This is a genomic window from Candidatus Avedoeria danica (assembly GCA_016703025.1).
Classification (GTDB): Bacteria; Chloroflexota; Anaerolineae; order Epilineales; family Epilineaceae; genus Avedoeria; species Avedoeria danica.
Genome location: JADJCV010000004.1, coordinates 1000503 through 1026392 on the forward strand (window position 1 = coordinate 1000503; position 25890 = coordinate 1026392).

A 25890-nucleotide genomic window follows, 5' to 3' on the forward strand; every position below is an offset into this window, starting at 1 on the left:
CGGCGGCGAGCCTACTTCTCTTCCTCTTCGAAGAACTCGAGGAGGATCGGTGCAAGGCTGATCACCTCGATCTCGGCCCCGCAATGTGCGCAGACGAGGACCTCGCCGACGACGACGTCTTTCGGCGTCGGCACGTCGATTCCACAAGCAGGGCAGGCTGCGACTTCATCCATGGGAGGGCGGCTCCAGGCTGGGCGGGTGCGATCGACCGGCATGATAGCCGCGTCGCTTTCGTTCGGTGAACGTCGCTATGATGGTCCGACCTTGTCCGACGCGTCGAACGGCGGATCGGCCGCACGAACGGCCCTGAGCAGCTGACGAAAGCCCACTTCGGCGCCGCCGTCGACGTAGTGCCGGCGGAAGAAGTACGGGCAGGCCGGCGAAAGCAGCACGGTGTTCCCGGCCACGGCGCCTGCGGCCGCGGCAGCGACGGCGTCCGGGAGCCGGTCGAAGCGGTCGACGACCGGGCCGTGGACCGTCGACCCGGTGCCGGTCTCGCCGGCCCGTTCGACTTCGGCCGCGATCCGCTCGCCGCCGGGTCCCGGCAGAACGATCAAGCGCCGGACGTGGCGTCGGATCGACGCGACGAGCGGTCGCACGTCGAGGCCCTTGTCGTCACCGCCGATCAGGAGCACGACCGACGGCTGGTCCGGCGACGCTGCGTCGGTGCCGCGCGTCAACGCCTCGAGCGCGGCGATCGTGGCCTGTGGCGTCGTAGCGTTCAGGTCGTCGTAATAGCGCACGCCGCCCGCGCTCCACACGAGCTGCGTGCGGTGCCGCAGGCCGCGGAACGTCTTGAGCGCAGTGTCGACGGCGTCCGGGGTGGCCCCGGCCCACAGCGCCGCGGCAGATGCGGCCAGCGCATTCTCGACGTTGTGGTCCCCTGGGAGGGTGAACGAGGCGAGCGTGGCCACGCGTTCAGCGGGTCCACCGGACGTCCGGCGCACGTGGATCAGCCCGTCCGCGCTCCATACGCCCATGTCCACCGGCCCGCGGCGGCTGTACCAGACGACAGGTGCTTCGAGCCCGTCCGCCATCGCGCACGTGAGTTCGTTGTCGGCGTTGAGCACCGCCCAGCCGCGGCGGTCGATACCGGCGACGAGTTTGCGCTTCGTGCGGGCATACGACGCGAGGTCGTTGCCATGCTCGTCGAGGTGGTTGGGGAGGACGTTCGTGACGACGCCGATCCAGGGATGGGGGTCGAGGTCGATCAGGTGGCGGTTGCTGACCTCGAGCACCAAGCGATCCGCGTCGTTCATGTCCGCGAGCGCATCGAGGACCTGGACGCTGCGCCGCTCGTTGCCGGCATAGAACACCCGCCCGGGCTGCCGGCGAAGGATGTGCTCGATCAGCCGGCTCGTCGTCGACTTGCCGTTGCTGCCCGTCACGGCGATGATGCGCGCCCTCGACAGCCCGAAGTAGAGGTCCATCAGGCCGTAGAACGGCACGCCGCTGGTGCGAAGCGCGCCGAGCGCCGTGAGGTTGCGCGCGTACAGGTACCACGCCTGCGGCGCGAACACGACCTCCGCGTCGGCAACATCCAGCAGGTAGTGATCCCCGAGGTGCCACCGGGCGTCGATCGACCGGAGGGCCAGCCACGCCGCAGCGCGCTCAGGCGCCGCAAGGCCGACGTGCTGGCGCTTGAACTCGGCCTCGATCGCATCCTCGCCGGCCAAGTCGTGCAGCGTCAGCCGTCCGACACCGGCCGTGGCCAGGAAACGGGCGATCGCCGCGCCTTCCGTGCCGGCGACGCCGACGACGTGCACACGCTTGTTCCGCCACGCCTCGACCTCGAGCCAATCGACGGCGGGGCGCGTCCGCTCGACCGGGCCGCTCATGCTCCGCCTCGGTAGCCCGGCGGGAACCGGCGTGCCGCACGGAACGCATAGCGCGTCAGGACGGCGGCCAGCGTCTCGACGGTCACGACGCCGTGGTCGAGACAGGCATGGGCCACGGTGGCGGCGGCCCCCGTTGGCCCCAGCACGAGCACGATGTGACTCGTTCCGCGCTCGAGATGGGTCACGTGAACGACGTCGCCCGCCGCGACATCGTCCAACGCCACCCGGAAGCCGAAGCGGGCCTGGTCGCTCGAGTGGCGCGGCAGACCGAGACCGGTCGCCGCCTTGACGACGTGCTGAACGAACGCCGAACAGTCGATGCCGCTCATCGACCGGCCGCCGAGGACGTACGGCACGCCGAGCCAGGGCCGGACCGCCTCCGCCCACGCGCCCGGCGATGCGGCCTGCGCCGCGCCGGCCCAGCCCGCTCGCCATGCCGTCACGGACGCGGGCGCGTGCTGCGGGGCAAGCACGGTGACGTCCGCCGTCGCAACCCAGCCGACGGTCCGGTCGGCCAGCTCGACCACCGTGTGATCACCGACCTGCGTCAACCGGCGGGCCGGCGGATCGCTCGGGAGGAGCTCGGACGACAGATCGCCCGTCGCCGTGGCGCGCACCGGGACCGGTCGGGTCGATACGCCGCGCAACCAGCCTTCGCTTTCTGCTCGTTCGGTAAGGGCGACGACCGCGCTCGGCAGCCGAGCCGGGTCGAGTCCGGCCGCGGCCAACTGCCCGCCCACGCTGCGCACGAGCGCGTCGCGCTGCGCCGGCACGAGGACCGTGCCCTCGAGCACCGGCGTACCGTCCCCCTGCCGGGCGACGCGGACGTCGGCGACGACGTGGCCGTAGCGGGCGCGCCATGCCTCGAGCACGCCGGCGAGCGCGCGCTCGGCGGCAGCGGTCAGGGCATCGACCATCGCGGCGTCGTTCGATGGGGCATCGTCGGGTGGACGAACGTCCGTCCGCGGCGCATCAGGCATGGGGGTGCTTCGGGCATGGGGGTGCTTCAGGCATGGGCACGATCGTATCCGAAGGGGTGGCGATCGGCCAAGCAACAAGCGCAATTGGCGGCATGCTAGAATCGCTGGCGCTCGCCCGTCGCGTGATCCGCCGGCGGGCATGACCACGCGCGAGATCGTCAGGAGAGACCGCTATGCCCACCCGAGATGCCTTCGGCACCCGTGATGTCCTTCAGACGGCCGACGGCCCGGTTGGCTACCACCGCTTGGCGGCGCTCGTCGATCGGGGCCTGCCCGATCCGTCGCTGCTGCCCTTGTCCATCCGGGTCATGCTCGAGGCCGCCCTGCGCAACCTTGACGACTTCGCCGTCACCGAGGCGCATGTCGCATCGATCGCTGCCTGGCGGTACGACGCCCAGGCGCCGGACGAGGTTCCGTTCGTGCCGGCCCGCGTGATCCTGCAGGACTTCACGGGCGTGCCGGCCGTCGTCGACCTTGCGGCGATGCGGGATGCCGTGGCGCGGCTGGGCGGGGATCCGCAGCAGATCAACCCACGGGTGAACGTCGACCTCGTCATCGACCACTCCGTCCAGGTCGACGCGTTCGGCTCGCTTGCCTCGCTCTTGATCAACGCCGACCTCGAGTTCGAGCGGAACAAGGAACGCTACGCGTTTCTGCGCTGGGGACAGCAGGCGTTCGAGCACTTCAAGGTCGTGCCGCCGGCCAGCGGGATCGTCCACCAGGTGAACCTCGAGTTCCTGGCGACCGTCGTGGCACGATCGGTGGTGGACGGCGCGGCGATGGCCTACCCGGACACGCTCGTCGGCACGGACTCGCACACAACGATGATCAATGGCCTCGGCGTGCTCGGCTGGGGCGTCGGCGGGATCGAAGCCGAGGCCGTCATGCTCGGACAGCCACTGTACATGGTGCTGCCGGAGGTCGTCGGCTTCGAGCTGCAGGGTGCGCTGCCGGAGGGCGCGACGGCGACCGACCTCGTGCTGCGCGTCACGGAGATGCTCCGCGGACACGGCGTCGTGGGCAAGTTCGTGGAGTACTTCGGCGACGGCCTCTCGCGGCTCTCGTTGCCGGACCGGGCGACGCTTGCGAACATGGCGCCCGAGTACGGCGCGACGTGCGGGTTCTTCCCGGTCGACGCCGAGTGCCTGGACTTCCTCCGCCGCACGAACCGGGCCGCGTCCGTCGACCTCGTGGAGCGCTACGCCAAGGCGCAGGGCCTGTTTCGCGAGGACGGCATGCCGCCACCGAAGTTCAGCGCGACGCTGCGATTGGACATGGGCACCGTCGAGCCGAGCCTTGCCGGACCGAAGCGGCCGCAGGACCGGGTGAGCCTGGCGAATGCCAAGCGGTCGTTCTGGCGTGCGATGGACACGACGTACGGCAAGCCGCCGCCGTCCGCGGCCACGGTCGGCGAGCCGGTGGCGCGGTGGCTGGACGAGGGCGGCGCGGTGCGCGAACCGGTGCGGGCGACGGAACGGCTCGACCTGTTCGCCGGTTCGCGGGCCGGTGTCGCGCTCGCAGACGCGGCGTGCACGTTGACCCACGGTTCCGTCGTCATCGCCGCGATCACGTCGTGCACGAACACGTCGAACCCGTCCGTCATGGTCGGCGCCGGCCTCGTGGCACGCAAGGCCGTCGAGCGGGGTCTCACGCGGCGGCCATGGGTGAAGACGAGCATGGCGCCCGGCTCGAAAGTGGTGACCCGCTACCTCGACGCCTCCGGCCTGACTCCCTACCTCGAAGCGCTCGGCTTCCACACCGTCGGCTACGGCTGCACTTCGTGCATCGGCAACAGCGGGCCATTGCCCGCGCCGGTCGAGGCGGCGATCCGCGAGAACGATCTCGTGGCGGTGGCCGTGCTGAGCGGCAACCGGAACTTCGAGGGCCGCGTCCACCCGCTGACCCGCGCCAACTACCTCGCCAGCCCGCCGCTCGTCGTGGCGTACGCCATCGCCGGGACGATGGACATCGATTTCGCCAGCGAGCCGATCGGCTTCGACCCGGGCGGCGCGCCGGTGTACCTGTCCGACCTCTGGCCGACGCAGGCCGAGATCGCCGCCGCCGTGCGCCGCAGCCTGACTCCGGCGATGTTCGCCGAGGAGTACGGCCACATCTACGACGGCAACCCGCAATGGAACGCCGTGCCGGTGGGCAGCGGCGCGCGCTACGCCTGGGACGAACGCTCCACCTATATTCGCGAGCCGAGCTTCTTCCAGGGCCTGTCGATCGAGCCCCCGCCCGTCCAGCCGATCCGCGGCGCACGTGCACTGGCCGCACTTGGCGACTCGATCACGACGGACCACATCTCGCCTGCCGGGAGCATCCCGCCGAGCACGCCGGCCGGCGCTTACCTGATGGACTGGGACATCGAACCGCGCGACTTCAACAGCTACGGCAGCCGGCGCGGCAACCACGAGGTGATGGTCCGCGGCACGTTCGCCAACATTCGGCTGCGCAACCACATGGCGCCGGGCACGGAGGGCGGCTTCACGACGCACCAGCCCACCGGGGACACGCTGTCCATCTTCGAAGCCAGCCAGCGCTATCAGGCCGACGGCGTTCCGCTGCTCATCCTGGCGGGCGCCGAGTACGGCACGGGCTCGAGCCGCGACTGGGCCGCCAAGGGCACGCTCTTGTTGGGGGTGCGGGCCGTGATCGCCAAGAGCTATGAGCGGATCCACCGCTCGAACTTGGTGGGGATGGGGATTCTGCCGTTGCAGTTCACTGCCGGCGAGGGCTGGGCGGAGCTCGGCCTGACCGGCCGCGAGACGTTCGACGTGCCCGTGCCGGCCGATGTCGTGCCGGGACAGCCGATCGAGGTCACGGCCGTGGATTCGGACGGGCGGACCGTGCGGTTCACGGTGATCGCCCGTCTGGACAGCCCGGTCGACATTCGGTACTGGCGCAATGGCGGGATCCTCCAGACGGTGCTGCGGGACATGCTGACGGCGGAGCGCGCGTCGTCGTAGGCGATGGTGCAGGACAACGAGGACGGGCGTCATGACGTGGAAGCCAGGATGGCCGGGTCTTGTGGCGCGGACGGCGGCGGGCATTGGCGCGCTCGTGATCGGTGCCGCCGGCGAACGGGATCGCCCACCGCGTGATCCGCGGGTGAGCGCCCAAGCATCGGCGGCTGCGGCGAGCATCTGGATCGAAGGTGAGGCAGCAGAGGCCACGACGTTCAACCGGCACGGCTGGTACTGTTGCGACGGCGTGCGGTCCGACCTCCTGTCGCCGGGCGTGCCGGGCAGTGCGCCCGGCGATTGGCTGTCGCACTACGCGAACAACGACGCCCGAGAGGTCACGGCGACCTACCGGTTCGAGGTGACCGCTGCCGGACGGCGCGTGCTGTGGCTGCGCGCGAGCGTCTATCAGGTTCGAAGCTGGTGGCGATTGGACGACGGGCCGGCGGTCGACGTCGATCTGGCGACCGAAGCGCGCGAGCGCCTGAACCTCGTCGCGCCGGCCATCGACATCCGCTTCCTGGCGTGGGTGCGCGCCGGCGTCGTCGACATGAACGCCGGCGCGCACCGCCTGACCGTCGGCCTGGCCGGCCACCCCTCCCGGCGGGATGGGCGCGAGGTGCACGGCGGGCTGGATGCGATCGTCCTCGTGCCGGAGGGCGAGGCGTGGGCGCCGACGGGCGGGCTGAGGCCGCCCGACCCGGCACGGCCGGCGCCGGTGCCGGCCGCCGGCGATTGGTTCCCGCTCGTCCCGATCGAGGACGCAGTGTCCGCAGACAGCGTGACCGACGCGTCGGCGCTCGTCGAACGACCCGCTGGAGCACGCGGGCCCGTGCGTGCGGTCGGCGACGGTCTCGCGTTCGCCGACGGCACGCCGGTGCGCTTCTGGGGCGTCAACGCGCTGCCGATGGCGACGCCGGAGAAGATGGCGCGCCAAGCGCGTTACTACGCCAAGCACGGTGTGAATCTCGTGCGGATCCACCCCGTCGAGAGCATCGTCGGCGTTCTGCGCCGCGGTCCGGACGGCCAGCGCCTCCTCGACCCGGCGGGGCTCGATCGGCTGGACCGGTGGTTCGCCGCCCTCAAGGACGCCGGAATCTACGTCAGCTGGTCGCCCTTCTACCCCCATGTGATCACGAGCGATGACGACTATCCGGCCGACCTGTACGCCGAGCTGCCCGACGCGAACGCCTGGAACCTTCCGGCAGGCACGGTAGGCAAGAGCTCCAGTGGTTATGTCAACTACATCCCTGCCCTTCAGGAAGCCGAATGGACGTGGCTGGCGTCGTTGCTGGAGCATCGGAACCCCTACACCGGATTGCGTTATGTCGATGACCCTGCCCTGGCGATCGTCGAGGTCCACAACGAGGACAGCATCTTCTGGCACGCGCCCCTGAACGACCTCGAGGCAGGCCGCGCCGGGCCGCGCCACATCGCGGAGCTGCAGCGACAGTGGCAGGCATGGGTTCGCGCGCACTACCCCAGCGACGGCGCACTGCGCGCCGCTTGGGGACCGGTCGGCCGCGGCAGCCGGGACGGCGACTCGCGGGACAACCCCCGGCTGGGCATCTACGGTGCCTGGGAGATGCAGGCGGACGGCCCTTCCCGCAACCGTGCCGAGTCGAAGCGGATGGGCGATTTCATCCGCTTCCTCGCCGAAACGCAGCGCGGCTACTTCGAACACCGCCGCGACGCGCTGCGTGCGCACGGCTATGACGGCCTGACGATCTCGACGGCTTGGCAGGCCGGCGGCCCGGCCGCCCACCTCGCCAACCTCTGGACGGACGACGCGATGGACGTCATCGACCGCCACGCCTACTTCGGCGGGGGCGCGGGCGGGCATCAGGTCGGGGTCGGCGACGTGAACTCCGCCTCCCACCTCGGGACGCTCGACGGTGGCATCCTGGCGCGCGGCTACGAGCAGGTCGAGGGCAAGCCGTTCATGCTCAGCGAGTGGACGCAGTCACCGCCGAACGAGTGGAAGGCCGAAATCGCGCCCCTCGTGGCGTTCTACGGCTTCGGCCTCGGCGGCTGGGATGCCAGCACGCACTTCTCGGCCGGCCGCGCCGACCTGGGCGGCGGCTGGCCGGACGAGGACAGTTACGTCACCGAGACGCCGAGCTACATCGGCCAGTTCCCGGCCCTCGCCCGCGCGGTGCACCGGGGCGACTTCACGCAAGGACCGCTGATCGCCGCCCGCCGCCTGGCGATTGACGACGCGTTCCTCGGCATTGACGCGCTCGCGCAAGGCGCGCCGAGCGGCGGCTGGGGCGGCGGCGGTGGACCGCTCGCGCTGCCGTTGGGGGCCCAGCTGATGGGCCGCGTGACGGTGAAGGTCGGCGACGGGCTGGCCCCGAGCACGCTCGGCGACGTCCGTGCCCTCGTCGACCCGGTGCGCGAGGTCATCCGCAGCGCCACTGGCGAGCTGGCGTGGCACGTCGCCGAAAGCGTCGTCGTGGCGGACGGCGCGCGGACGCAGGCCGTCGTCGGGTTCGCGGCGAACAAGGCGTTCACGACGGGCGCGTTCGAGGTCGCGTTCGGCGAGACGCCGTTCGCCAGCCTCATCCTGACGAGCCTTGACGATGCGCCGCTGTCGGCCAGCCGCAAGGTGCTCGTGACGGCGCTGGCGCGGGATCGCCAGACCGGCGCGCGTTACAGCGTGAATCGGCGGCGGCTCGAGGCCGTCGGAGGCCCGCCCCTGCTCATGGAACCCGTGCAGGCGCGCATCGGACTGCGCTCGGGCACGATCCGGTCGGCCCGCGCCCTGCGTCCGGACGGCGTGCCCGTCGGAGGGCAGGTCGAACATGATGGCCGGACCGTCCGAATCGATGGGCGCAGTGCGACGTACCTCTACGTGCTCGAGATCGAGCGGGAGGGCGCCGTTTCGCCCAGTCCGACGGCCACAAGGGGTACGGCGACCCCGCCCGCAACGCCATCGGCGGGCGCGCCGACGCCCGCGAACACGCGCGCGGCGACGACCGAGGTGCCGGGGACGCCGGCCGGACCGACGGCCACCCCGCCGACGGCGCCCGCACGAACGCGCCTGTGGTTGCCGTTGTGCGCCGCGGCTTGGCCGGTGCGCTGAGACGGAGCCCGCCTCGGACGGCGGGGCCCGTGCCGGCGGCGCCGGGTCACAGTCGGGCTGTGCTAGACTGTCGGCCCCGTCCGCTCCGGCCAGATCGTCCACTCGGATCGTCCGCCCCCCATTGAGGCAAGACATGTACAGCATCTATGTTTCGCTTGGCATCGCGGTCGCCGCCTACTTGGCCGCATGGCAGCTGAGCGGTCGATGGTGGGTCGGACTCATCGCTGGGCTCATCGGTGCCGTCGGCGGGTTCGCCGGCATGGCGCTCTGGATGCGGCGCACGCTCCAGCAGCGGATGCCGGCCATCGAGACCGCGGTCCAGGGGCAGCGGATCGACGTGGCGCTCAAGCTGCTCGAGGAGATGCGCTCGCTCGCCAAGTGGCAGCCGGGCCTCGACGCGATCGTCGACGGCCAGATCGGCGTCCTCACCTACGCCACGAAGATGGACTTCGACAAGGCGCAGCCCTACCTGGAGCGGTCCGTCGTCAAGAACTGGCACGCCAAGGCGATGTTGGCGGCGCTGCACTACAAGGCGCGGCGGTTCGACGACATGGCGCGCGTGTTCGAAGAAGCCGTGAAGTACAACAAGAAGGAACCGATGCTCTGGGCGGCGTACGCCTGGTGCGAGGCGCGACGCCAGAACCGCGGCAAGGCTGTCGAGATCCTGCAGCGCGCGCTCAAGGTGTTGCCGGACGACGGCGACCTCAAGGAGAACCTCGCGGCCGTCCAACAAGACAAGAAGATGAAGATGAACGCGTTCACCCCGGAGTGGTGGGCGCTGCACCTTGAACGGCCGCCGGCCAAAGTGCTCATGGAGGATCCCCGTCAGCAGCTCCGGATGCGGCAGATGCGGCGCATGCGCCCGTAAGCGCGCCGCTCCGCCCCGCCGCCTCGCACCGTCCCGATCCGACCGTAACGCGGGCCGGACCGCACCGTTAGTGCACGCCGGGAGCCCCTGCCAGACGCCCCGTCGGAGCTTGCGATGCGTGCAGCTGTCGCCTGGCCTGTCCTATGGACGAGGTTCCCCCGCCCGGCGCTGACGCGCGCCGCGCTCGCCGTGGCCGCGGCCCTCCTGTATGCGACCGCGCTTCGGGATCCGCGCTGCCCACCGCCCGACGGCGCGCCGTGCCGTCCCCCTGCAGTCCACGCCGAAGACGGTGTCGACGCGCTCCCCCAGTGGGAACGCCTTGGACAGGTCGGCGGCGCGCCGACGGCGATCGCCGTCGAAGGTCGCTTGGCGGTGCTCGGCGTCGCCGAGGTCGTCTGGGTCGTGGACCTTACGGTCGACAACCGTCCGCGCGTGATCGGGCGCACCGGGCTGCTTGGCTCCACCGTCGTGGATCTCGCGATCGTCGGCCGCACCGCGGTCGCGGCCCTCGGCGACGGCGGGCTCGTGTTCATCGACATCGCCGAACCCACGGCGCCGTCCGAGACGGCGCGCCTGGAGGGAGTGGCGAGCACGCTGGCCGTCGCCGGCGATCGGCTCGTCGCGTGCGGCGGCCATGCATGTCGCATCGTGCGCGTCGCCGCGGAGGAGCCGCCGGATGTCGTTGGGACGGTGGCCTTCGGCGAACCCGTCGGGCCCGTCGCAGCGGAAGGACAGCGCGCATACGTGGCCGTCGAACCCGCGAGCGACGCCGGCAGCCCGATGCTGCACGTCGTCGACATCGCCGATCCTGCTGGCCCGCAGACGCTGCTGACGAAGGCGCTCGTGCCGAGCGCGGTGCGCGGTCTCGGCGTGACGGGCAGTTGGCTGTATGTCGTACAGGAGTCAGGCGTCCTGCGCGCGTACGACCTGAGCACCGAAGGACCGCCGGTGCCCCGCGGCGGCGTGCTCCTGCCGTCGGGGGTGTCGTCCACCGGCGTCCGCCCGATGGCCGTCGCCGGCGAACGGGTGTACGTGGCGTCCGGACTCGAAGTCAGCGCCGTCGACATCTCCCAGCCCACCGCACCGCGCTTTCTCGGCGCAACGCCGGTCGACGGCCTCGTCGCGGCCATCGGCGCCTCGCCTGGCCGCGTGTACGTCGCCAACCATGCCGACTTGCTCGGGGGGCGCCGCGCGTTCCACGGCCTCGAAATCCTGGCGGCGGCGATCGATGGCGGGGCGCAGCCGCTCGGGAGCTTGGACGAGGCATGGCACGCGTACGGTGTCGCGCTGCACCGCGAGCGCTATGCCGTCGTTGCGGCCGGTCGAAGCGGCCTGCGCGTCGTCGATGTCGAGGCCGCCGGCGGGCCGCGCGAGATCGCGGCCTGGATCGGCGCGGCCGAGCTCGTGGATGTCGTGCTGGCGGGCGACGTCGCGTTCGCCGCCGATGCCTCGACCGGGGCGATGCTCCAGCTCATCGACCTCTCGGATCCGGCGCTGCCGCGCGCGATCGGCGCGCTGCGCGAGCCGGCGCCGCGCGCCAGCGCCGTCGTGCGGATCGGTCGCTTCGTGGCGGTCGGCCTCGAGCCGCGCCAACTCGTGCTGCTGGACGCCTCCGATCCGCGCGCGCCGCGCCACGTCATGCAGCTGGACCTGCCCGGCGCCACGCTGGCGCTGGCGACCTTCGGCTCACGGCTCTACGTTCTGACCGGCCGCCCGGCCCGCACGCCGTCCCTGCTCGTGCTGGACGTGGCTGCCGACGGCCGCGTCGCGGTGCGCAGCAGCGCCGTTCTGGACCTGCCGCTGCTCGAGCGCTCCCTGTTCGGCCTTGCGGCCGGCGCCGACGCCGTCGTCGTGAGCACCGAGGGCCTCGTCGTCACGCTCGACGCCGATGGCCTGCCGCCGCAGGCGCACGGCCGGCTGAGCCTGGCGCATGCGGCCGTCGCGGTGGCCGGCAGCGGCGGCCGAATGATCGCCGTCGGGGGCGGGTTGTCGTTGATCGACGTCGCCGACGTCGACGAGCCGCGCCTGATCGCCTCCGTCCCATGGAACGCGGGCTGGCCGGAGGTCCGCAACGCCGTCGCCTTCGGCAGCGAGATCGTCGCGGCGGCGCAATGGGATGCCGGGCTTGCGATCGCGCGCCTCTCGCCCGCCGGTTGGCTGCCGGACGGGCCGGCCGAGCCGCCGACGGCGCCGGCGCCCCCGACGGACGAGCCCACCGCCACGTCGGCCGCCACCGCGTCGACCGAACCGCCGCGGACGGCCGAGCCGACGCCGTCCATCGATCCGACCGTGGAGGCCACGACATCCGGCGACCCGACGCCGTCGTCCACGCCGAGCGCGCCGGTCGATCCGACGCCTCCCACTCCGCCGACCGAAACGCCGCCGGCGACGGTTGGCCCGCCGTCGGCGACACCGTCCGCGTCGCAAGCCACCGCGACACCGCGCGCCGCGACCGCGACGCGCCGCCCGAGCGCGACCGCGCGCCCGACATCCGACCCGCTGCAGGCGAGGACGATCTACCTGCCGCTGCTCGTGACGGAGGCGTGCCCGCCCAAGGACGTCTTCAGCGACATCGTCCTCGTCATCGACGCCTCGACGAGCATGGCCCTCCTGACGCCCGGCGGACAGCAGAAGATCGATGCCGCGCTCGACGCGGTCTGGACGTTCCTCGACGGCCTGCGGCTGCAGGGCGGCGGGGATCGGGCGGCCATCGTCACGTTCAACCGCACGGCGGCCACGCTGCAAGAGCTGACGGGTGAGCGCCGACGGCTCGTGTCTGCCCTTCGACGGGTTTCGTTGGCGGCCAACTCGCGGGTCGACGCCGGGATCCTCGCGGCCGCCGCCGAACTCAGCGCGCACGGGCGCGACACCGCCACGAAGGCGATGATCGTCCTGTCCGACGGCAAGGCGAACCCGGTCTCGTCCGCCACGGTCGTCAGCGCCGCCCAGTCGGCACGGCGGATGGGCTTCGGCCTGTTCGTCGTCGGTATCGGGCCGGACATGGACGCCCCGACGCTCCGGGCGATGGCCGGCGTGGCCACCCGCTTCTTCCCGGCGCCCGATCCGGACCAGCTCCGTCCGATCTACGCCCATCTCGTGCGCACGGTGCCGTGCCCGGCGTCGGGCTACTGGGGCCGCCGGTGACCGCAGGAAGCGCTCACGCGGACCGTGGCGCTTGCCGCTGCGGTTCGTCCGCCGTTGGGGGCGCACCTCTCGGCAAGTCGAGAGCGGCCGCCACCGCTTGGGCCACCGGATCGACGGCCAGCCAACCCATCGCCGATGGGGACGGTGGGGCGAGCACGGTGATGCGCGGCCCGATCGGGCGCCACACGTGCGGCGGCGTCGGGCCGAACAGCGCGACGGTGGGCACCCCCATCGCCGCGGCGAGGTGAGTGGGACCGCTGTCGTTGCCGACGTAGGCGCCGGCGTCGCCGAGGAGCGCCTCAAGCTCGACGAGCGAGTCGGGCAATCGAACGTCGTACGCCGCACGCCACCGCCGGATCTCGGCCTCGTGCCAGCGCGCCCGCTCAGCCTCGCCGAGCACGACGAGAACGTGACGACCCTCGCCGCGCAGCGCCTCCGCCAGCGACCAGAAGCGGTCCGCCGGCCAGCACTTGGCAAGCGCGCCGCTGCCCGGATGGAGGACGATCGGGCCGTCGGTCGGCCCGGCGGCGCCTCCGTCTCTCGCGCCGCCGGGCAGGTCCTCGCTCCGGCGGCCGGCGCGCGTCGCGGCGTGGGCTTGCGTCATCCCTGCCGGCCAGCCGGCGTTGACGAGCCGCGCGTCGAACCACTCCATCGCATGCCCCGGCCAGTCGTCAGGTGGCCGCGGGGGCACGAATGCGAACCGTGCGCTCGGCGCGAGCGCAGCCACGTTCACCGCCCACGCATCGGACGGCCCGGCCACGAACGAGACGACGCGCTTCGCGGCCGCCAGTCGCTCGGCCAGCTCGGGATCGGCCGGCGGCCGCGGGCCGAAGAGCCGCGCCCAGCGCGGTTGGTCCCCGTCGACGGCGACGACGCCGGTTACCCGGCGGGCAGCCAGGCGGGCGGCCGCCCAGCCGGTGACCGCCCAGACCGGGCCGTGATCCGCGAGCGCGCGCAGGATCGGAAACGTGAGCACGAGGTCGCCGAGCGTGCCGGTGTGGACGACGATCGACAGGCCGGGCGGCAGGCCGTCGTTGGCACTGGGCTGACGCTCGCCGCGGTCAGAAGCCATCGGATTGCTCCATGAGGGGCGGCACGGCCGCCGGCGGCATTGGTGTGGGCGACCAAGGCTGCGGGCAGCGAAGACCCATCCGCTGGCGGATGAGCTCGAGGTCGACGACGCTCACCGCACCGTCGCGGTTCACGTCGCTGCAGGCATTCACTTCGTCGGGCGGCTGGCGGACATCCCAGGCAGCGCGGGCGAGGTCGCGCACATCGATGACGCAGTCGGGCACGACGTCGCCGCTGAGGAAGGTCGCCGTGCCGAGATCGAGTCGCTGTCTTGGCTGCAGATCGAACGTCCCGGCCGACAGGGCGAGGGCACACGGCACCGTCGCGGTGATGTTCACCGTGGCCGGCGCGACGCCGGTCAGTGAGAACCGCCCGGACCGACCGCTGAGCGCAACTTGCCGCCCAACGACGATCCGCGCGCCCGGCAGCGGACGGCCGTCCTGAAGCGTGCTGCCGAACACCGATGCCGCCGTCCGCGCGCACGGCGGTGTCCGCAGCGTGAAGGTGTCCGCCGCCACCCGAACGCAACCCGGTTCGTCGATCACCGCACCCTCGACGGCGATGTAGGCGCCGGCGACGCGGGCAAGCGCGGGTGCGTCGGACAGCACGATGACCTGCGACGTGCCGTCGCACGCGACGATCCGGTAGCCGTCACGTGGGCAGCCGAACACGGCGGACTCCGGCTCGAGGTAGCCCTCGAACGTCTGCACCACGCGGTCCGGTTCCGGCAGGCGTCCGGTGCTGAAGGCGATGGCCGCCCGCCCGTGCGTGGCCGGCTGGTTCCACGCCAGCGCCGCTTGCCACGTGCCGTTGGAGGCGAGGACCGGCAGGCGTGCGATTCCGTCGCGCACGGTACCATCGACGCGCCGCACGTCGACGAGTTGGCCCGCAGTATCCAGACGGCCGGCGTACAGTCGGGAACGGCCGGCGGCGCGGGACTCGGTCCACGCCAGGACAAGATCGGCGTTCGGCGCCGCGGCGACGGTCACGTCGAGGACGGTGCCGTGCTCGGCCTCGTACACCCGACGCGACGGTTCCCAGTACGGTCCGGCCGGCGAGAGGCGGGCGAGCATCGTCCGGGCCGCATCGTCCGCGTCCGTCGTCACCCAGAGGGCACGGACGACGCCGTCCGCCGTCGCGGCGATCGCCGGCGGCCCGGCCACGCCGTCGGCAGGGCGCGAGAGGGGCGCGTCCGGCCACCAGACGAAGCTCCGCTCCGGCAGCTGGCTCGTCCAGACCGCGAGCCGGCCGTCCCGATCATCCCGCCACACCGCGTGGACCGTGCCGTTTGGGGCAAGCGCGAGGGCGGGCGACGACTGTGCGCCGATCGCTGGATCGTGGACGGCGGACACGTCCCGCCACCGGCCGTCGGGCAGGCGCTGGCGATAGAGGACATCGCCCCCGCCGGTGCCGTCCGTCCACACCACGTGCACGTGTCCGATGTGATCCGCAACGATGGCCGGATCGAGCCGGCGCACACCGGTTGCGCCGCCGCTGATGCGTTCGGCAGCCGACCAGCGCGCCGTGCCCGGAACGCGCTGTCGATGATGGATCTCCGCGCCGTCGGACAGCACGGCGACATAGACGAGATGGACGATGCCGAGCGCGTCGACGGCGACCGCGGGATCGCTGCATGCGACGACGAACCGGCCGCACGGCACGCGTTCCGGCGGCGTCCAGCCGCTCGCCTCGTGGGCGGCATAGCCGATGGACGTCGCATTGCCGTCCCAGCCGTCGTGCTTCAATGTGACGTCGGAATCGAGGTCGACGTCGGTGTAGGCCACGTGGACCACGCCGGCGATGTCGAACGCCACGGCCGCATCGCTGTGCCATCCGCCGGCGAGCGGCCAGACGGGTGCGGTCCATTCGCCGACGGACGACTGTGCGGCACCGGGCCGGGATGTGCCGGGACCAAGCGCATGTGCGCCGGCCAGCACGAGCGCAAGGAACGCCATCTGACGGCGGGGAGCGCTCCCGATGCGGCGGATCACGGGCAACGGCCCATCGCCGGCCTGGCACGGTGGGCTTCTGCCGTGCCGCCGCTGACCACGTGCGCCCTGCGAACGGCGTCGGCCAGCAGCGCGTCGTAGCGGGGCGCCATGACCGGCCACGCCAGCGGCGCGATCGCGGCGCGCAGCACGCCGTGCGGCCGCCGCCGTGCCGCGCGGTTGCCCGGCGTTGCGGCGGCCTGCAGCGCACGGACCGTCAGCGCCAGCAGCTCGTCGGCGTCGTGGTAGATGACCGCCGAACGCATGGCGGCGGGCAGCCACTCGCCGTACCCGAGCCCGTGCGGCAGGACGGGCCACGCCCCCGCCCAAACCGCCTCGCACACGCTCGCCCCGAAGAACTCGTGGCGCGCGGTGGACACGACGACATCGCTGCGCGCGAGTTCGGCGCGGTAGGCCCCGACGTCGACGACGAACCCGTCGTGCGCCAGCCGGTCGCCGAGGACGTTGACGGCCAGGCGACGCGCAGGGTGGGCACGGCCGAACGTCTCGCCGAGGAGGGCGACATCGAACGGGATGTCGAGAGCGACGAGGCGCGACAAGAGTGCCACGAACGCATCGGGGTCCTTGTCATGCTCCCAGCGGTGGTTCCAGACCAGGCGCGGCCGACGCACCGCGTCGTCGTCGGTCCGGGGTGCCGTCGGCCAGAGGTCGATGCCGAGCGGCAGCACCGTGCTCTTGGCGGCGATGGTGTGCGGAATGTGATCGGGCACGGCGTCCGGGAACTGGCGGAGGAATGCGGGCACAGCTTCCAGGAACGAGTCGCGGTTGTGCGCGGAGTTCCATGCCACGGTGTCGGCAGCCAACGCGGCAGTGATGTTCAACCAAGCGTATCGGACGTCCGGGCGTGCCGCCCGCCGCTGCCGCGACGGCGTCCAATCGGCGTCGATCGAGGCCGCGGGGTAGGCGAGCTGGTTCTCGTGCATGTAGAGCACAAGCGGGGGCCGCGACGGCCATGGTGCCAGGCCGCGCCACGTGGCCACGTCCAACATGTCGGTTGTCAGGACGACATCCGGCGCGTCACGGTCAGCGCCCAGTCGCTCGGCGAACACGACGGCGGCGCCATGCATCCGCCACTTCCAGAATCGACCCGGCAGGCGCAGTGCGCGCCAGTCGACCTCGGAGTGGCGCAAGTATCCGTCCGCCCAAGCGCGATGCGAGCCGGCGTCGTAGGGCTGGAGGAGCAGTCCGCGCATTCGCTCAGCCGCCGGGGCGGCCGTCGCCGGCCTCGAGCTGAAGCTCGACCGTCTCGGGCGAGACGCTGACGCGCTCGATCCCCGGCGGCAGGCGCAGGTCGACCGCAACGCGGTGGACGCCTGCCGACAGGCGACGGGCGCTGACGACGGCTTGGATGTCGTCCGTGTCCAGCAGATCGAGCACGGGCCGGTCGCCTCGCAGCACGACGAGCACCGTGCGCGGGCTGAGCGTCGACCGAAGGCCGGGCGGAACACCTTCCGGTTCGACGGCAACCGTGAACTGCTGCGAGCCGGGCAGGACATCCACTTGCACCGTCACCGTGATGAGGCCGTCCTTCAACCCGACGGCCTGAATCCCGGGCGGCAGCTGCAGCGGTGAGCGGATGCGCACGGTTCGGGTGATCGGACCGAGGTCGATCGGGCGAGCACTGACCTTGCCTGAAGTCAGGAGTTGTTGGATCCCCGCGTCCGGGCCGAAGACGTGGACCTCCTTGGGTTCGTACGTCAGGCCGCGCCAGTCGTAGCCCGGCGGCACGTTGCCGCGCGGCTCGACGACGACCGGCAGCCGATAGCCGAACGACGCCGGATCGACGGTCACGGCCACGGTGCCGGGCGAGAGAGCGACGCCGTCCACCAGACTCCCGGCCGCGTCCATCGCCACGAGCGGCACATCCGAGATGCGTGGGGCGGCTGCCCCAGCCAGCATCGCGCTGTCGACCAGCGCGACGGCGCGCGTGATGCGGGTGAGCGCGGCGCGCGGGCCGGTAACCTGCACCTTGGCCGGCGTCGCCGTGCTCTCGCCGAGCTCGAACCCGCCCGCATTGGAAGGCGTGAGCTCGACGTCGACGCGCAGCGTGCTCGTCACGATCGGGTCGAGCCGCACCATGACGTGCGAAGGCTCGGTGCCGATCGCGCGCAGCCCGAGCCGCCTGCGGTCAGCCCAACCTACACCCTCGCCCCAGTGCCAGGCGACGGGCAGGCGCACCGGCGTCTCGACGGCGACCGTCGCCTGAACGTCCTTCAGGCCGGCCAGATCGACGACGAGCCGGAAGTCCGTGGCATCGAGCGCTTCGAACGCGTCCTCGAAGCCCCGCAGGACGACCCGCACCTTGCCGTCATCCGGTGAAAGCGCGACGTAGCCATCCGGGACATGTTCGAATTGTAGCGCCAAGCCGCCAGTCGGAGGCACGCTGTCGGTCTGCATCGGGCGATCGCGATCACTGATCAACAGCCAAATCATGAGCGACAGGAACAGCGCCAACATGAGCGATCCCATGTTGTCGAGCCAGCTGCGCACCATGCTAGCGCCGCTCCGCGGCGGGGGACGAGCGTTGGCGCCAGCTCCGTCGAACCGCGCGCGGCACCACTTTGCGCATCCGTCGCCGCGCAACCACCCACCGGGAGGGCGCGCCACGTCCGACGAGCCCGGTGGTCAGAAGGCTGGCCAGGCTGCTCTCTTCGAGATGCCTCGTCAAGCGCCCGTCGCTGGCCAGTGAGATCGTCGAAGTCTCCTCCGACACCGCGACGACGAGCGCGTCCGAACGTTCGCTGATCGCCATCGCCGCCACGTGGCGGGTTCCGAGCGCCTCGTCGGATGGTGGGAGGTCGCCGATCGGGATGACGACACGTGCCGCGGCGATCCGGTCACCGCGCACGATGATCGCCCCGTCGTGCAGCGGCGTATGGGGGTGGAAGATCTGCAGGATCAAGTCGACGGACACCTTGGCGTCCAACTGCAGGCCGTGCGCGACGAGCTCGTCGAGACCGACGGAGCGCTCGAGGACGATCAACGCTCCGTGTCCGCGCTCCGACAGGCTGCGCGCCGCCTGGGTGATCGTCTGGACGACCATCGGCGCGCCGACGAGCTCGGCGTGTCTTCCCGTCAGGAGACGCGTCCCACCGAGGCGGTCGATCGCGCGGCGCAGTTCGGGCTGGAAGACGACCGGCACGGCGACGATCACGCCCTCGAGAAAGACCCGGGTGACGGTCTCGAACGCCTTCAGTTCGAGCGACGCCGCATTGCGCAGCACGAAGTAGATCAGCGCCAGCAAGAGCGTCCCGCGCAACAGGCGTACGGCCCGCGTGCCGCGGACGACGTACAACAGCGCATAGACGAGCGCGGCGACCAAGAGAATGTCGAGACCGTCGCCAGCGCGCATGGCCAACAGGCGCGCCGAGATGTCGCCGAGGGTTTCGCTCAAGATCCTCGCCTGGTCACGACGTGCGTTCTCGGAAGCGACCGGGCAAGCAAGCACGCCGCAGGGCGGCCGACGGGCCACCCGGCCGGGTCAGCGGCCGATGCTCGTCTGCGCGCTCGTTCACCACGCCCGCTAGTCGCATGCCCGCTAGTATACGGAGCCGCGGCGACCGCGACAACGGGCGGCTTGCCGCACGGGTCGAAGGTTCGTCGTGTCCGAACGCGCTCAAGGGATGAGGCGGTCGACGATGCATACGGCGCCGAGCGCGAACGGCAGCCACGAACGCGCCGGCAAAATGGGGCCGTTCCAGGCCGATTCCGATCGACCGGGCCAAAGCGCGGCGGCACACAGCGCCGCCAGCCACAAGCCGCCCGGCCGGTCGGCCACGATCAGCCCGGACGCAAGCACCACGAACCCCGCTACGTACACCGCTCCCGACCAAGGACGCGCGGCACGCGTCCTCGCGTCGTCCGTCCCCGTTGCGCCGACCGCGAGGGCGCAGCCAGCCAGGATCAAGGCGACGTCGAAGCCGTTCACCTGCAGCGCGCCATAGGGTGCGAGCGTCCCGGGTTCGGCAAACCGCGCCCCGCGGGCGGCGGCCACCCCGTTGAGGGCGAGCCACGCGCCAAGTGCGCCCATCCACAAGCGGAGTTGCAAGGACACCGCGCCCCATCGCGCCTCCGGCCGAAACCGCCGGACGCCAACGGCAAGCCATGCCGCGAACACGATGAGCGGTCCCGTGCCGAGCACCGCAGCCACGGCCAGCGCGGCGACGGCCAGCGCACCGCGGCCGCCCGGGATCGTCGTCGTCCCGTGGCGCCGCGCGGGGTCCTCGAGGTCGCGCGCCCAGGTGAGCAGCCAGACGATGACGCCGACGGCGGCAACCCGTGACCACGTCCCGCCGATCGTCAGGTCCGGCTGGGCCAGCGCCATGCCCCAGACGGCCGCCCAGCCGTCCAACCACGCCGGCTGCGCCGCTCCGGCGGCGAGCGCATCGGCGGCACGTGAAAACCGATTCGTCGTGGCGTCGCCGGGTCGGCGCAGCGTCTCAGGGCCCGACGACACGCGTCAGCGCCCGAGACGACGGCGGGCCATCGACACCCAGAGCTCGGCCGTGGCGCGGTCGATCCCGAGCACGCCCGGCACGGCCAGGCTGGCCACGATGTCGTCCGGATCGCGCTCGGCCAGCTCGACGAGGCTCGTGACGCCGGCAGCCCGCAGCACGTGGGCGTAGATCGGCGAGATGCCCGGGATCCGGCGCAGGTCGAGTGCCGGCGAGGGATCCGCGTCTCCCGGCAACGGTGCGGGCTCTGCCTCTCCCGTCGGCGCCGCTTCAGTGGCCTCGCCGTCGAGGGCGTGCGCCTCGGTCTGCGCGTCCGGCGAAGCCGTACGTTCGATCTCAAGCGCTGTCGCGGGTGCGGAGATGGCCGCCACCTTGGGTTCCGAAGCGGTGTCGGGCTGTTGCGCCCCTTCGGGCGTCCATAACGCTTCGGGCGCGGTGGGCGGTTGGGGCGTCTCCACACGGGCCGGCGGCGCGGCCGACAGCTCCGCGGGGGCGACCGCCGATCGGCGGTCCGCGCGGAATCCGACAAGCGCCAGCACGACGACGCCAATCGACCATGCGCCGACAAGCAGGAGCACGAGGCCACCGGTGCAGAACAACGCCCAGTGGCCGAGCTGCAGGACGACCGTTGCCGCCGCCGCCATGAGCGAAAGGCCGAGCGCAGTCTGCGACACCGGTCTTCGCCGCGGCAACAACCGTGCGCCGAGCCGACCCGCGACGCCGAGCGCGCCGACCAGGGCCAGAATCGCCGGCAGGGCGACGATAGCGCCGGCGGCCCCGTGTTGCCTGAGCGCCAGCGCGATGCCCGCTGTGCCGACCAGCACGCCGAGGCCGATGCCCGTGGCGGCGACAACCACACCAGGACCGCGGCTCGCCACGCTGCGCAGCCGGCCGACGAAGACGGGTGACGCGAGCGTGGCGAGCGCGCCGAACAGCGCGGCGAGCAACAGCGTAACGAGCACCTTGAAGAGCAGTAGCGCGACATCTGACAACCACGGCCGTTGGCCGCGAGGCATGCCCGCCCAGCCTCGTCCGAGCTCGGTTGCGGCGCCGTCCACCTGTGCACCGACCTCGGACTGGATGTCGCCACCGGTCACGTTGCCGTGGACGCGCGCCCGGGCGCCAAGGCGCACGATGCCGGACGCGTAGACGTCGCCGCGCACCCGCCCGGAGATCGCGGCATCGCCGCCGAGCACGTTGACGGACCCGTTGACCTCGCCGTCGATCGCTGCATGACCGAAAGCGATGATGACCCCGCCGTCGACCTCACCCTCGCGCGCCACCGCAACGTCGTGCCCGACGACGACGATCCCGCACGGTCGATGCTCCCCCGGCTCGACCACGATGCTCTCGTCGAGCGACACGTTGCACGATGTCTGCGCGCTGACGCGCTGCGGCAGTGCGAGCGCGAGAACAAGCCCCGCAATGACCGTTCGGACGCCGGGCATCATGGGCGCCGACGCAGCATCGCGCGCTGGGCGAGGCCGCGCGGTGCGACCGTCACGCCGAACCAAAGCACGGCAACCGCCACGGCCGCCAAGCCGTACAGTGCGGTTCGGCCGCCGAACCAAGCCGGCGGCGGCGCGAAGGCCAGCAGGGCGACGGCGACGCCGCTGGCCACATCCAGGAACACCGCGGCCATCGGCGTCGACTGCATCGTCTGGTGCCAATCCAGGAACAGCTGGGAGGCCGTCCAAGCGATCAGGACGCCGCCGCTGAGCAAGGTACCGATGACGACGAGCGCCCGCCGCCAAGGCGGTACGCGCCGCAGCTCGGCATCGACGTAAGCCATGACGCGCGACGCATAGCCCGCCGGCGGTTCGACGTCGAGGTCGGCTTTCAGCCAGCGATCCAGGCCGGCGAGGTGCTCATCGCTGAGCTCATGATCCTCGTCAGCTCCGGGCCAGGCGGTAAGCATGTTCATCGGTCCGTCCTTCCGTCCTCTGCGCCCGTGCGTGCCGAGCGTGCTTCGCTTGATGTGCGCACGTTACGAACCTGCCATCGCTGCACCCGCCGCGGCGACCGGCTCCGACGCCCCGGCCGTCGGTCCGACAACGCCGTCCGGGGCGTCGATGACGCTCGGCAACCCCGGCACGCCGGCGGTCATGTGCTCCGCCAACTGTCGCCGGGCGCGATGCAGGCGGCTCTTGATCGCCGACTCGCTCTCGCCGGTCAGCGCCGCGATCTCGGCGTACCCGAAGTCATGCCAGTAGCGCAGCACGACGACGAGACGGTAGTCCTCGGGAAGAAGCTGAAGGTACTGCCTGACGCGTCTCGAGTGATCCTGGTAGACCGCAACGTCCTCCGGATCGGGCGTCTGCGCTGCCAGCTGACGCCACGGCGGAAGCGCATCCAGCGACACCTCGTGCATCCGCCGGCGCCGGATCCGATCGATGCAGTGATGCGCCGCGATCGACAGCAGCCACGTCGAGAAGGGCCGGCCGGTGTCGTACGCGGACAGCGCGCGGTACGCCTTCAGGAACACTTCCTGGCCGGCGTCCTCGGCATCCTCGGCGCGGCCGAGCATCCGCAGCGACAAGTTGTACACCGGTCGCTCATAGCGCGTGACGAGCGCCTCGAACGCCCGCCGGTCCCCCGACCTGGCAGCGTGGACGCAAGCTTGTTCATCCAGCCCTTCGACCATGTTCGTTGCCTCCAGCCCGAGCCGTGTGGACGTGTACGTCACGCATCACCGCCCGGTTGCACAGACGCCATCCGTCGGTCCAAACTCTGACGCGAGGAGAACAAGCAGTGGCAGACGGCACCTTGATCGATCACCCCGGAACGTACGGCGGACCGCGGTCACGCGACGAGATCATTCGGCTTTTGAAAGAGGCCCTTGCGCTCGTCGAGTATACCGCGGGCGACGCACGACTGGAATGCAGCGGCCTGCGGATCAGCGTGACGGACGCCGGCACGCCCCCGCGTGAGCCGCATTGATCGCCCGGTAGCGGTTGAACGCCGGGTAGAGCCTGTGGCGCGATTGCCGACCTCTATGGCGCGGCGGTTGCCAACGGTCGGCCTTGGCCGAGTTCCTGTTCGAACAGCCGCAACATCTCGACCCACTCCTCGGGCGGGATCGCGCCTTCCAGCTTGCGGCCGTTGATCAAGTAGACCGGCGTGCCGCTGAAGCCCTGCGCCTTGGCCGAGGCCGTCGTCGCCTCGACGCGGGCACGGTGCCGGCCGGAGGCGGCGCAAGCCTGGAACGCTTCCGTGTCGAGGTCGAGCGTGCGGGCGAGGCCGACGAGGTGGTCGACGTCCAGCGTCTCGCCGGACCCGCGGAGCGAATAGAGCCCGTCCGCGTAGCGCCAGTACCGTCCGTGCTCGCCCGCACAATGGGCCGCTTCCGCCGCTCGCTGCGCCTCGGGCCCGAACACGATGAAGTCGCGCTGCACGATGCGAACGAAGCCCGTGCGGATCCAGCGGTCTTTGATGGCGGGCAAGACGTCGCGGGCGAACTGGCGACAGTTTGGGCAGAGGTAGTCGCCGTACGCGATGATCTCCACCGGCGCGGTCGGCAGCCCGAGCTGCGGCTCGCCGGCAGCGGTCACGCCGTTGAGTGCGTCGTACGGGATGGCCGTCGTCGGCGCGGCCGGTGGCGACGGGTTGGCGGTCGTCGGCACGGCCCCGCCCCACGCACGCCACCACCACGCGCCTGCGATCAGCACGCCGCCGACGACGAGGACGCCGACGAACGCCGCGGCGAAGCCGCTGACCTCGATCGATCCTGAACCGGTCGCGCGGCCCGTGCGCTTGCGCTCAGCCATCTAGCGGAACGCGCCGCGCGCCGACCACGGCAAGTAGAGCATCGATTCGAACAACGTGTCGGACGGCGTCGGGCCGGGCGTCGGCGATGGGCCGGCTGGCGTTCGGGTCGGCTGGATCTGCACCGACCTGAAGTTGGAGAGCTCGCTTGTGATCTGGCCGTTCGTGGCCGTCACGCTGATCGTGTGGAAGCGGAACGACGTCGGAAGCTCGAAGCGGAACGTTGCATCCGCTGCGTCGGCGACCGTCCGTCCCTCGAAGTGCTGCGCTTCGCCCGCTGGGTCGGAGAAGACCTCGATTGTGCAGCCGCCGCACGCTCGGCCGGCGATGAAGTTCGGACCGGCGTCCGTGACGACCGGCTTGGCGATGCGACCCTGCGCGCCCTGCGAGAACACGATCGGCTTCTGGTTCGTCTCGCCGATGCTGTTTTCGGAGATGCGGTTGTTCGTCGAGCCCGCACCGCTGATCGTGATGCCGCCGCCGCGCGTACAGCGGACGCGGTTGTGTCGTACGACGGTCTGCTTCGGACCGAAGTTCAGGCTGACGCCGGCGCCCTTCAACGCGATGCACTTCGTACCCGTGGCATCGAACCCGAGGAGGTTGTCCTCGATGACGGTCTCGAGGCTCTCCTCGAAGACACCGATCGCATCGCTGTCGACGCCGGCGATGACGTTGCCGACCACCCGCGTGCGAACCGCGCCGTGCACGACGAGCACGCCGCCCGGCAGATCCCCCTTGGCCACGCCCGTCCGGTCGAGGCCGATCCAGTTGCCGACCACGGCGTTGTCCGCGCTGCCGGGCCCCTCGATCTTCACCCCGACGCCGAGTGCGCTTGCGGCGAAGATGTTGCGGTCGGCGGCCGAGGCACCGCCGATCGTGTTGCCGCTCGTTCCCTTGTCCAGGACGAAGCAGTCCTCGGCCACAGGATCGATCTCGCCGTCGCCCCGCATGCCGCACCAGCTGCCGATGATCCGGTTGTTGACCGAGGATGGGTCGCTGATCCGGATGCCGTTGCCGCTGCTCAGGCCGGCAAACGTGAGGCCCGGCCCGAGGACATTGTTCGCAGATCCGTCGCCGGCGAGACTGGCCTTCAGCAGCAACGCCGAGTCCTGGTACGTCCCGGTGAAGTCCAGCGCCGAGAGCACGTTGCCGTTGCTCTCGATCCGAAAGGCGACCTGCTGGTTCCCGTCGGCGCTCGCGACCTGCATCCGATTGTCCGCCGGCCCGGCATAGCCGTCGATGAAGCGCCCGAACTCGATCCGCGTGCCGCCCTTGCTCATCACGAAGTTCTGGCTGCCGCTGGCGAGCGTGATCCGCCACTTCCCGAGGACCGCGTCAAATCCGGGGTCGTCGGCGAGCAGAGGCTGGAAGCCGAGCTGGCACTTCTTGGCGTTCGGCACGACCGTCGGATCGAAGCATGCGGTGATGATCGCACCGCTCGAAACGCTTTCGGCCTTCTCGATCGCCGCCCGCAGTGTGCACACCTTGCCCGGCAGGCACTGATCGCTCGACACGGGCAGGTCGGCGGTGGTGTTGACGAAGAGCTGGGCCTGCGCCGCAACGGGACGCGCGTCGGCGATCGCGGCGAGGACCGCAACACAGGCCATGGCCGATGGAATGCGCATTCGGCGCAGCATGTACAGCCTCCCAGGACAACAGCGGTCAGGCGTGGGGCACGAGGGTGCGGCTCGGCGGCTCGCGGCGGTGGTCGGG

The 25890-nt window shown here is 71.4% G+C and carries 19 protein-coding genes; 5 read left to right on the forward strand and 14 right to left on the reverse strand.

Annotation, left to right across the window (positions count from 1 at the left end):
• Positions 1 to 11: 11 nt before the first annotated feature.
• The 3 genes from IPG72_07455 to IPG72_07465 all read right to left on the reverse strand — a co-directional run bounded on the left by IPG72_07455 (position 12) and on the right by IPG72_07465 (position 2818).
• Complete coding sequence (locus IPG72_07455) at positions 12 to 173, reverse strand: lysine biosynthesis protein LysW (protein MBK6768829.1); 162 nt, start codon at positions 171 to 173, stop codon at positions 12 to 14.
• A gap of 75 nt (positions 174 to 248) precedes the next feature.
• Positions 249 to 1838, reverse strand: coding sequence for a UDP-N-acetylmuramoyl-L-alanine--D-glutamate ligase (gene murD / locus IPG72_07460; protein ID MBK6768830.1), 1590 nt, complete (start codon positions 1836 to 1838; stop codon positions 249 to 251).
• Entirely contained in the window at positions 1835 to 2818 is a 984-nt protein-coding gene (locus IPG72_07465) for a C40 family peptidase (GenBank protein MBK6768831.1), read from the reverse strand. The genes murD and IPG72_07465 overlap by 4 nt, the downstream gene beginning before the upstream one ends.
• 173 nt (positions 2819 to 2991) lie before the next feature.
• On the opposite strand from IPG72_07465, the gene acnA reads away from it, so the two are divergent.
• The 4 genes from acnA to IPG72_07485 all read left to right on the forward strand — a co-directional run bounded on the left by acnA (position 2992) and on the right by IPG72_07485 (position 12878).
• Positions 2992 to 5787, forward strand: coding sequence for an aconitate hydratase AcnA (gene acnA / locus IPG72_07470; protein MBK6768832.1), 2796 nt, complete (start codon positions 2992 to 2994; stop codon positions 5785 to 5787).
• A gap of 31 nt (positions 5788 to 5818) precedes the next feature.
• The gene (locus IPG72_07475; protein ID MBK6768833.1) at positions 5819 to 8866 is read left to right on the forward strand and encodes a hypothetical protein; all 3048 of its coding nucleotides are present in this window, start codon (positions 5819 to 5821) and stop codon (positions 8864 to 8866) included.
• A gap of 133 nt (positions 8867 to 8999) precedes the next feature.
• Positions 9000 to 9734 (forward strand): tetratricopeptide repeat protein, encoded by a 735-nt coding sequence (locus IPG72_07480; protein MBK6768834.1) that lies wholly within the window; start codon positions 9000 to 9002, stop codon positions 9732 to 9734.
• A gap of 114 nt (positions 9735 to 9848) precedes the next feature.
• Positions 9849 to 12878: a VWA domain-containing protein gene (locus IPG72_07485; GenBank protein MBK6768835.1), complete on the forward strand. Its 3030-nt coding sequence runs from the start codon at positions 9849 to 9851 to the stop codon at positions 12876 to 12878.
• Between the two features lie 13 nt (positions 12879 to 12891).
• On the opposite strand, the gene IPG72_07490 is transcribed toward IPG72_07485, so the two are convergent.
• The 9 genes from IPG72_07490 to IPG72_07530 all read right to left on the reverse strand — a co-directional run bounded on the left by IPG72_07490 (position 12892) and on the right by IPG72_07530 (position 23056).
• Complete coding sequence (locus IPG72_07490; GenBank protein MBK6768836.1) at positions 12892 to 13950, reverse strand: glycosyltransferase family 9 protein; 1059 nt, start codon at positions 13948 to 13950, stop codon at positions 12892 to 12894.
• Positions 13940 to 15940 (reverse strand): hypothetical protein, encoded by a 2001-nt coding sequence (locus IPG72_07495; GenBank protein ID MBK6768837.1) that lies wholly within the window; start codon positions 15938 to 15940, stop codon positions 13940 to 13942. Before IPG72_07495 ends, IPG72_07490 begins: the two co-directional genes overlap by 11 nt.
• The gene (locus IPG72_07500; GenBank protein MBK6768838.1) at positions 15937 to 17151 is read right to left on the reverse strand and encodes a DUF3524 domain-containing protein; all 1215 of its coding nucleotides are present in this window, start codon (positions 17149 to 17151) and stop codon (positions 15937 to 15939) included. The genes IPG72_07495 and IPG72_07500 overlap by 4 nt, the downstream gene beginning before the upstream one ends.
• Positions 17152 to 17155: 4 nt before the next feature.
• Positions 17156 to 18451, reverse strand: a complete 1296-nt coding sequence (locus tag IPG72_07505; GenBank protein ID MBK6768839.1) for a hypothetical protein — start codon at positions 18449 to 18451, stop codon at positions 17156 to 17158.
• A 1-nt stretch (position 18452) separates the two neighbouring features.
• Positions 18453 to 19352 (reverse strand): TIGR00159 family protein, encoded by a 900-nt coding sequence (locus IPG72_07510; GenBank protein ID MBK6768840.1) that lies wholly within the window; start codon positions 19350 to 19352, stop codon positions 18453 to 18455.
• A gap of 222 nt (positions 19353 to 19574) precedes the next feature.
• Entirely contained in the window at positions 19575 to 20414 is an 840-nt protein-coding gene (locus tag IPG72_07515) for a hypothetical protein (GenBank protein MBK6768841.1), read from the reverse strand.
• Between the two features lie 3 nt (positions 20415 to 20417).
• The gene (locus tag IPG72_07520; GenBank protein ID MBK6768842.1) at positions 20418 to 21863 is read right to left on the reverse strand and encodes a DUF4332 domain-containing protein; all 1446 of its coding nucleotides are present in this window, start codon (positions 21861 to 21863) and stop codon (positions 20418 to 20420) included.
• On the reverse strand, positions 21860 to 22336 hold the full coding sequence (locus tag IPG72_07525; protein ID MBK6768843.1) for a hypothetical protein: 477 nt from the start codon (positions 22334 to 22336) through the stop codon (positions 21860 to 21862). The genes IPG72_07520 and IPG72_07525 overlap by 4 nt, the downstream gene beginning before the upstream one ends.
• A 63-nt stretch (positions 22337 to 22399) precedes the next feature.
• Positions 22400 to 23056, reverse strand: coding sequence for a sigma-70 family RNA polymerase sigma factor (locus tag IPG72_07530; GenBank protein ID MBK6768844.1), 657 nt, complete (start codon positions 23054 to 23056; stop codon positions 22400 to 22402).
• 107 nt (positions 23057 to 23163) lie between these two features.
• Between IPG72_07530 and IPG72_07535 the strand changes: the two genes are divergently transcribed.
• Entirely contained in the window at positions 23164 to 23352 is a 189-nt protein-coding gene (locus IPG72_07535; GenBank protein MBK6768845.1) for a hypothetical protein, read from the forward strand.
• 53 nt (positions 23353 to 23405) lie between these two features.
• On the opposite strand, the gene IPG72_07540 is transcribed toward IPG72_07535, so the two are convergent.
• On the reverse strand, positions 23406 to 24179 hold the full coding sequence (locus tag IPG72_07540) for a thioredoxin domain-containing protein (GenBank protein MBK6768846.1): 774 nt from the start codon (positions 24177 to 24179) through the stop codon (positions 23406 to 23408).
• On the reverse strand, positions 24180 to 25784 hold the full coding sequence (locus IPG72_07545; protein MBK6768847.1) for a hypothetical protein: 1605 nt from the start codon (positions 25782 to 25784) through the stop codon (positions 24180 to 24182).
• Between the last annotated feature and the right edge of the window lie 106 nt (positions 25785 to 25890).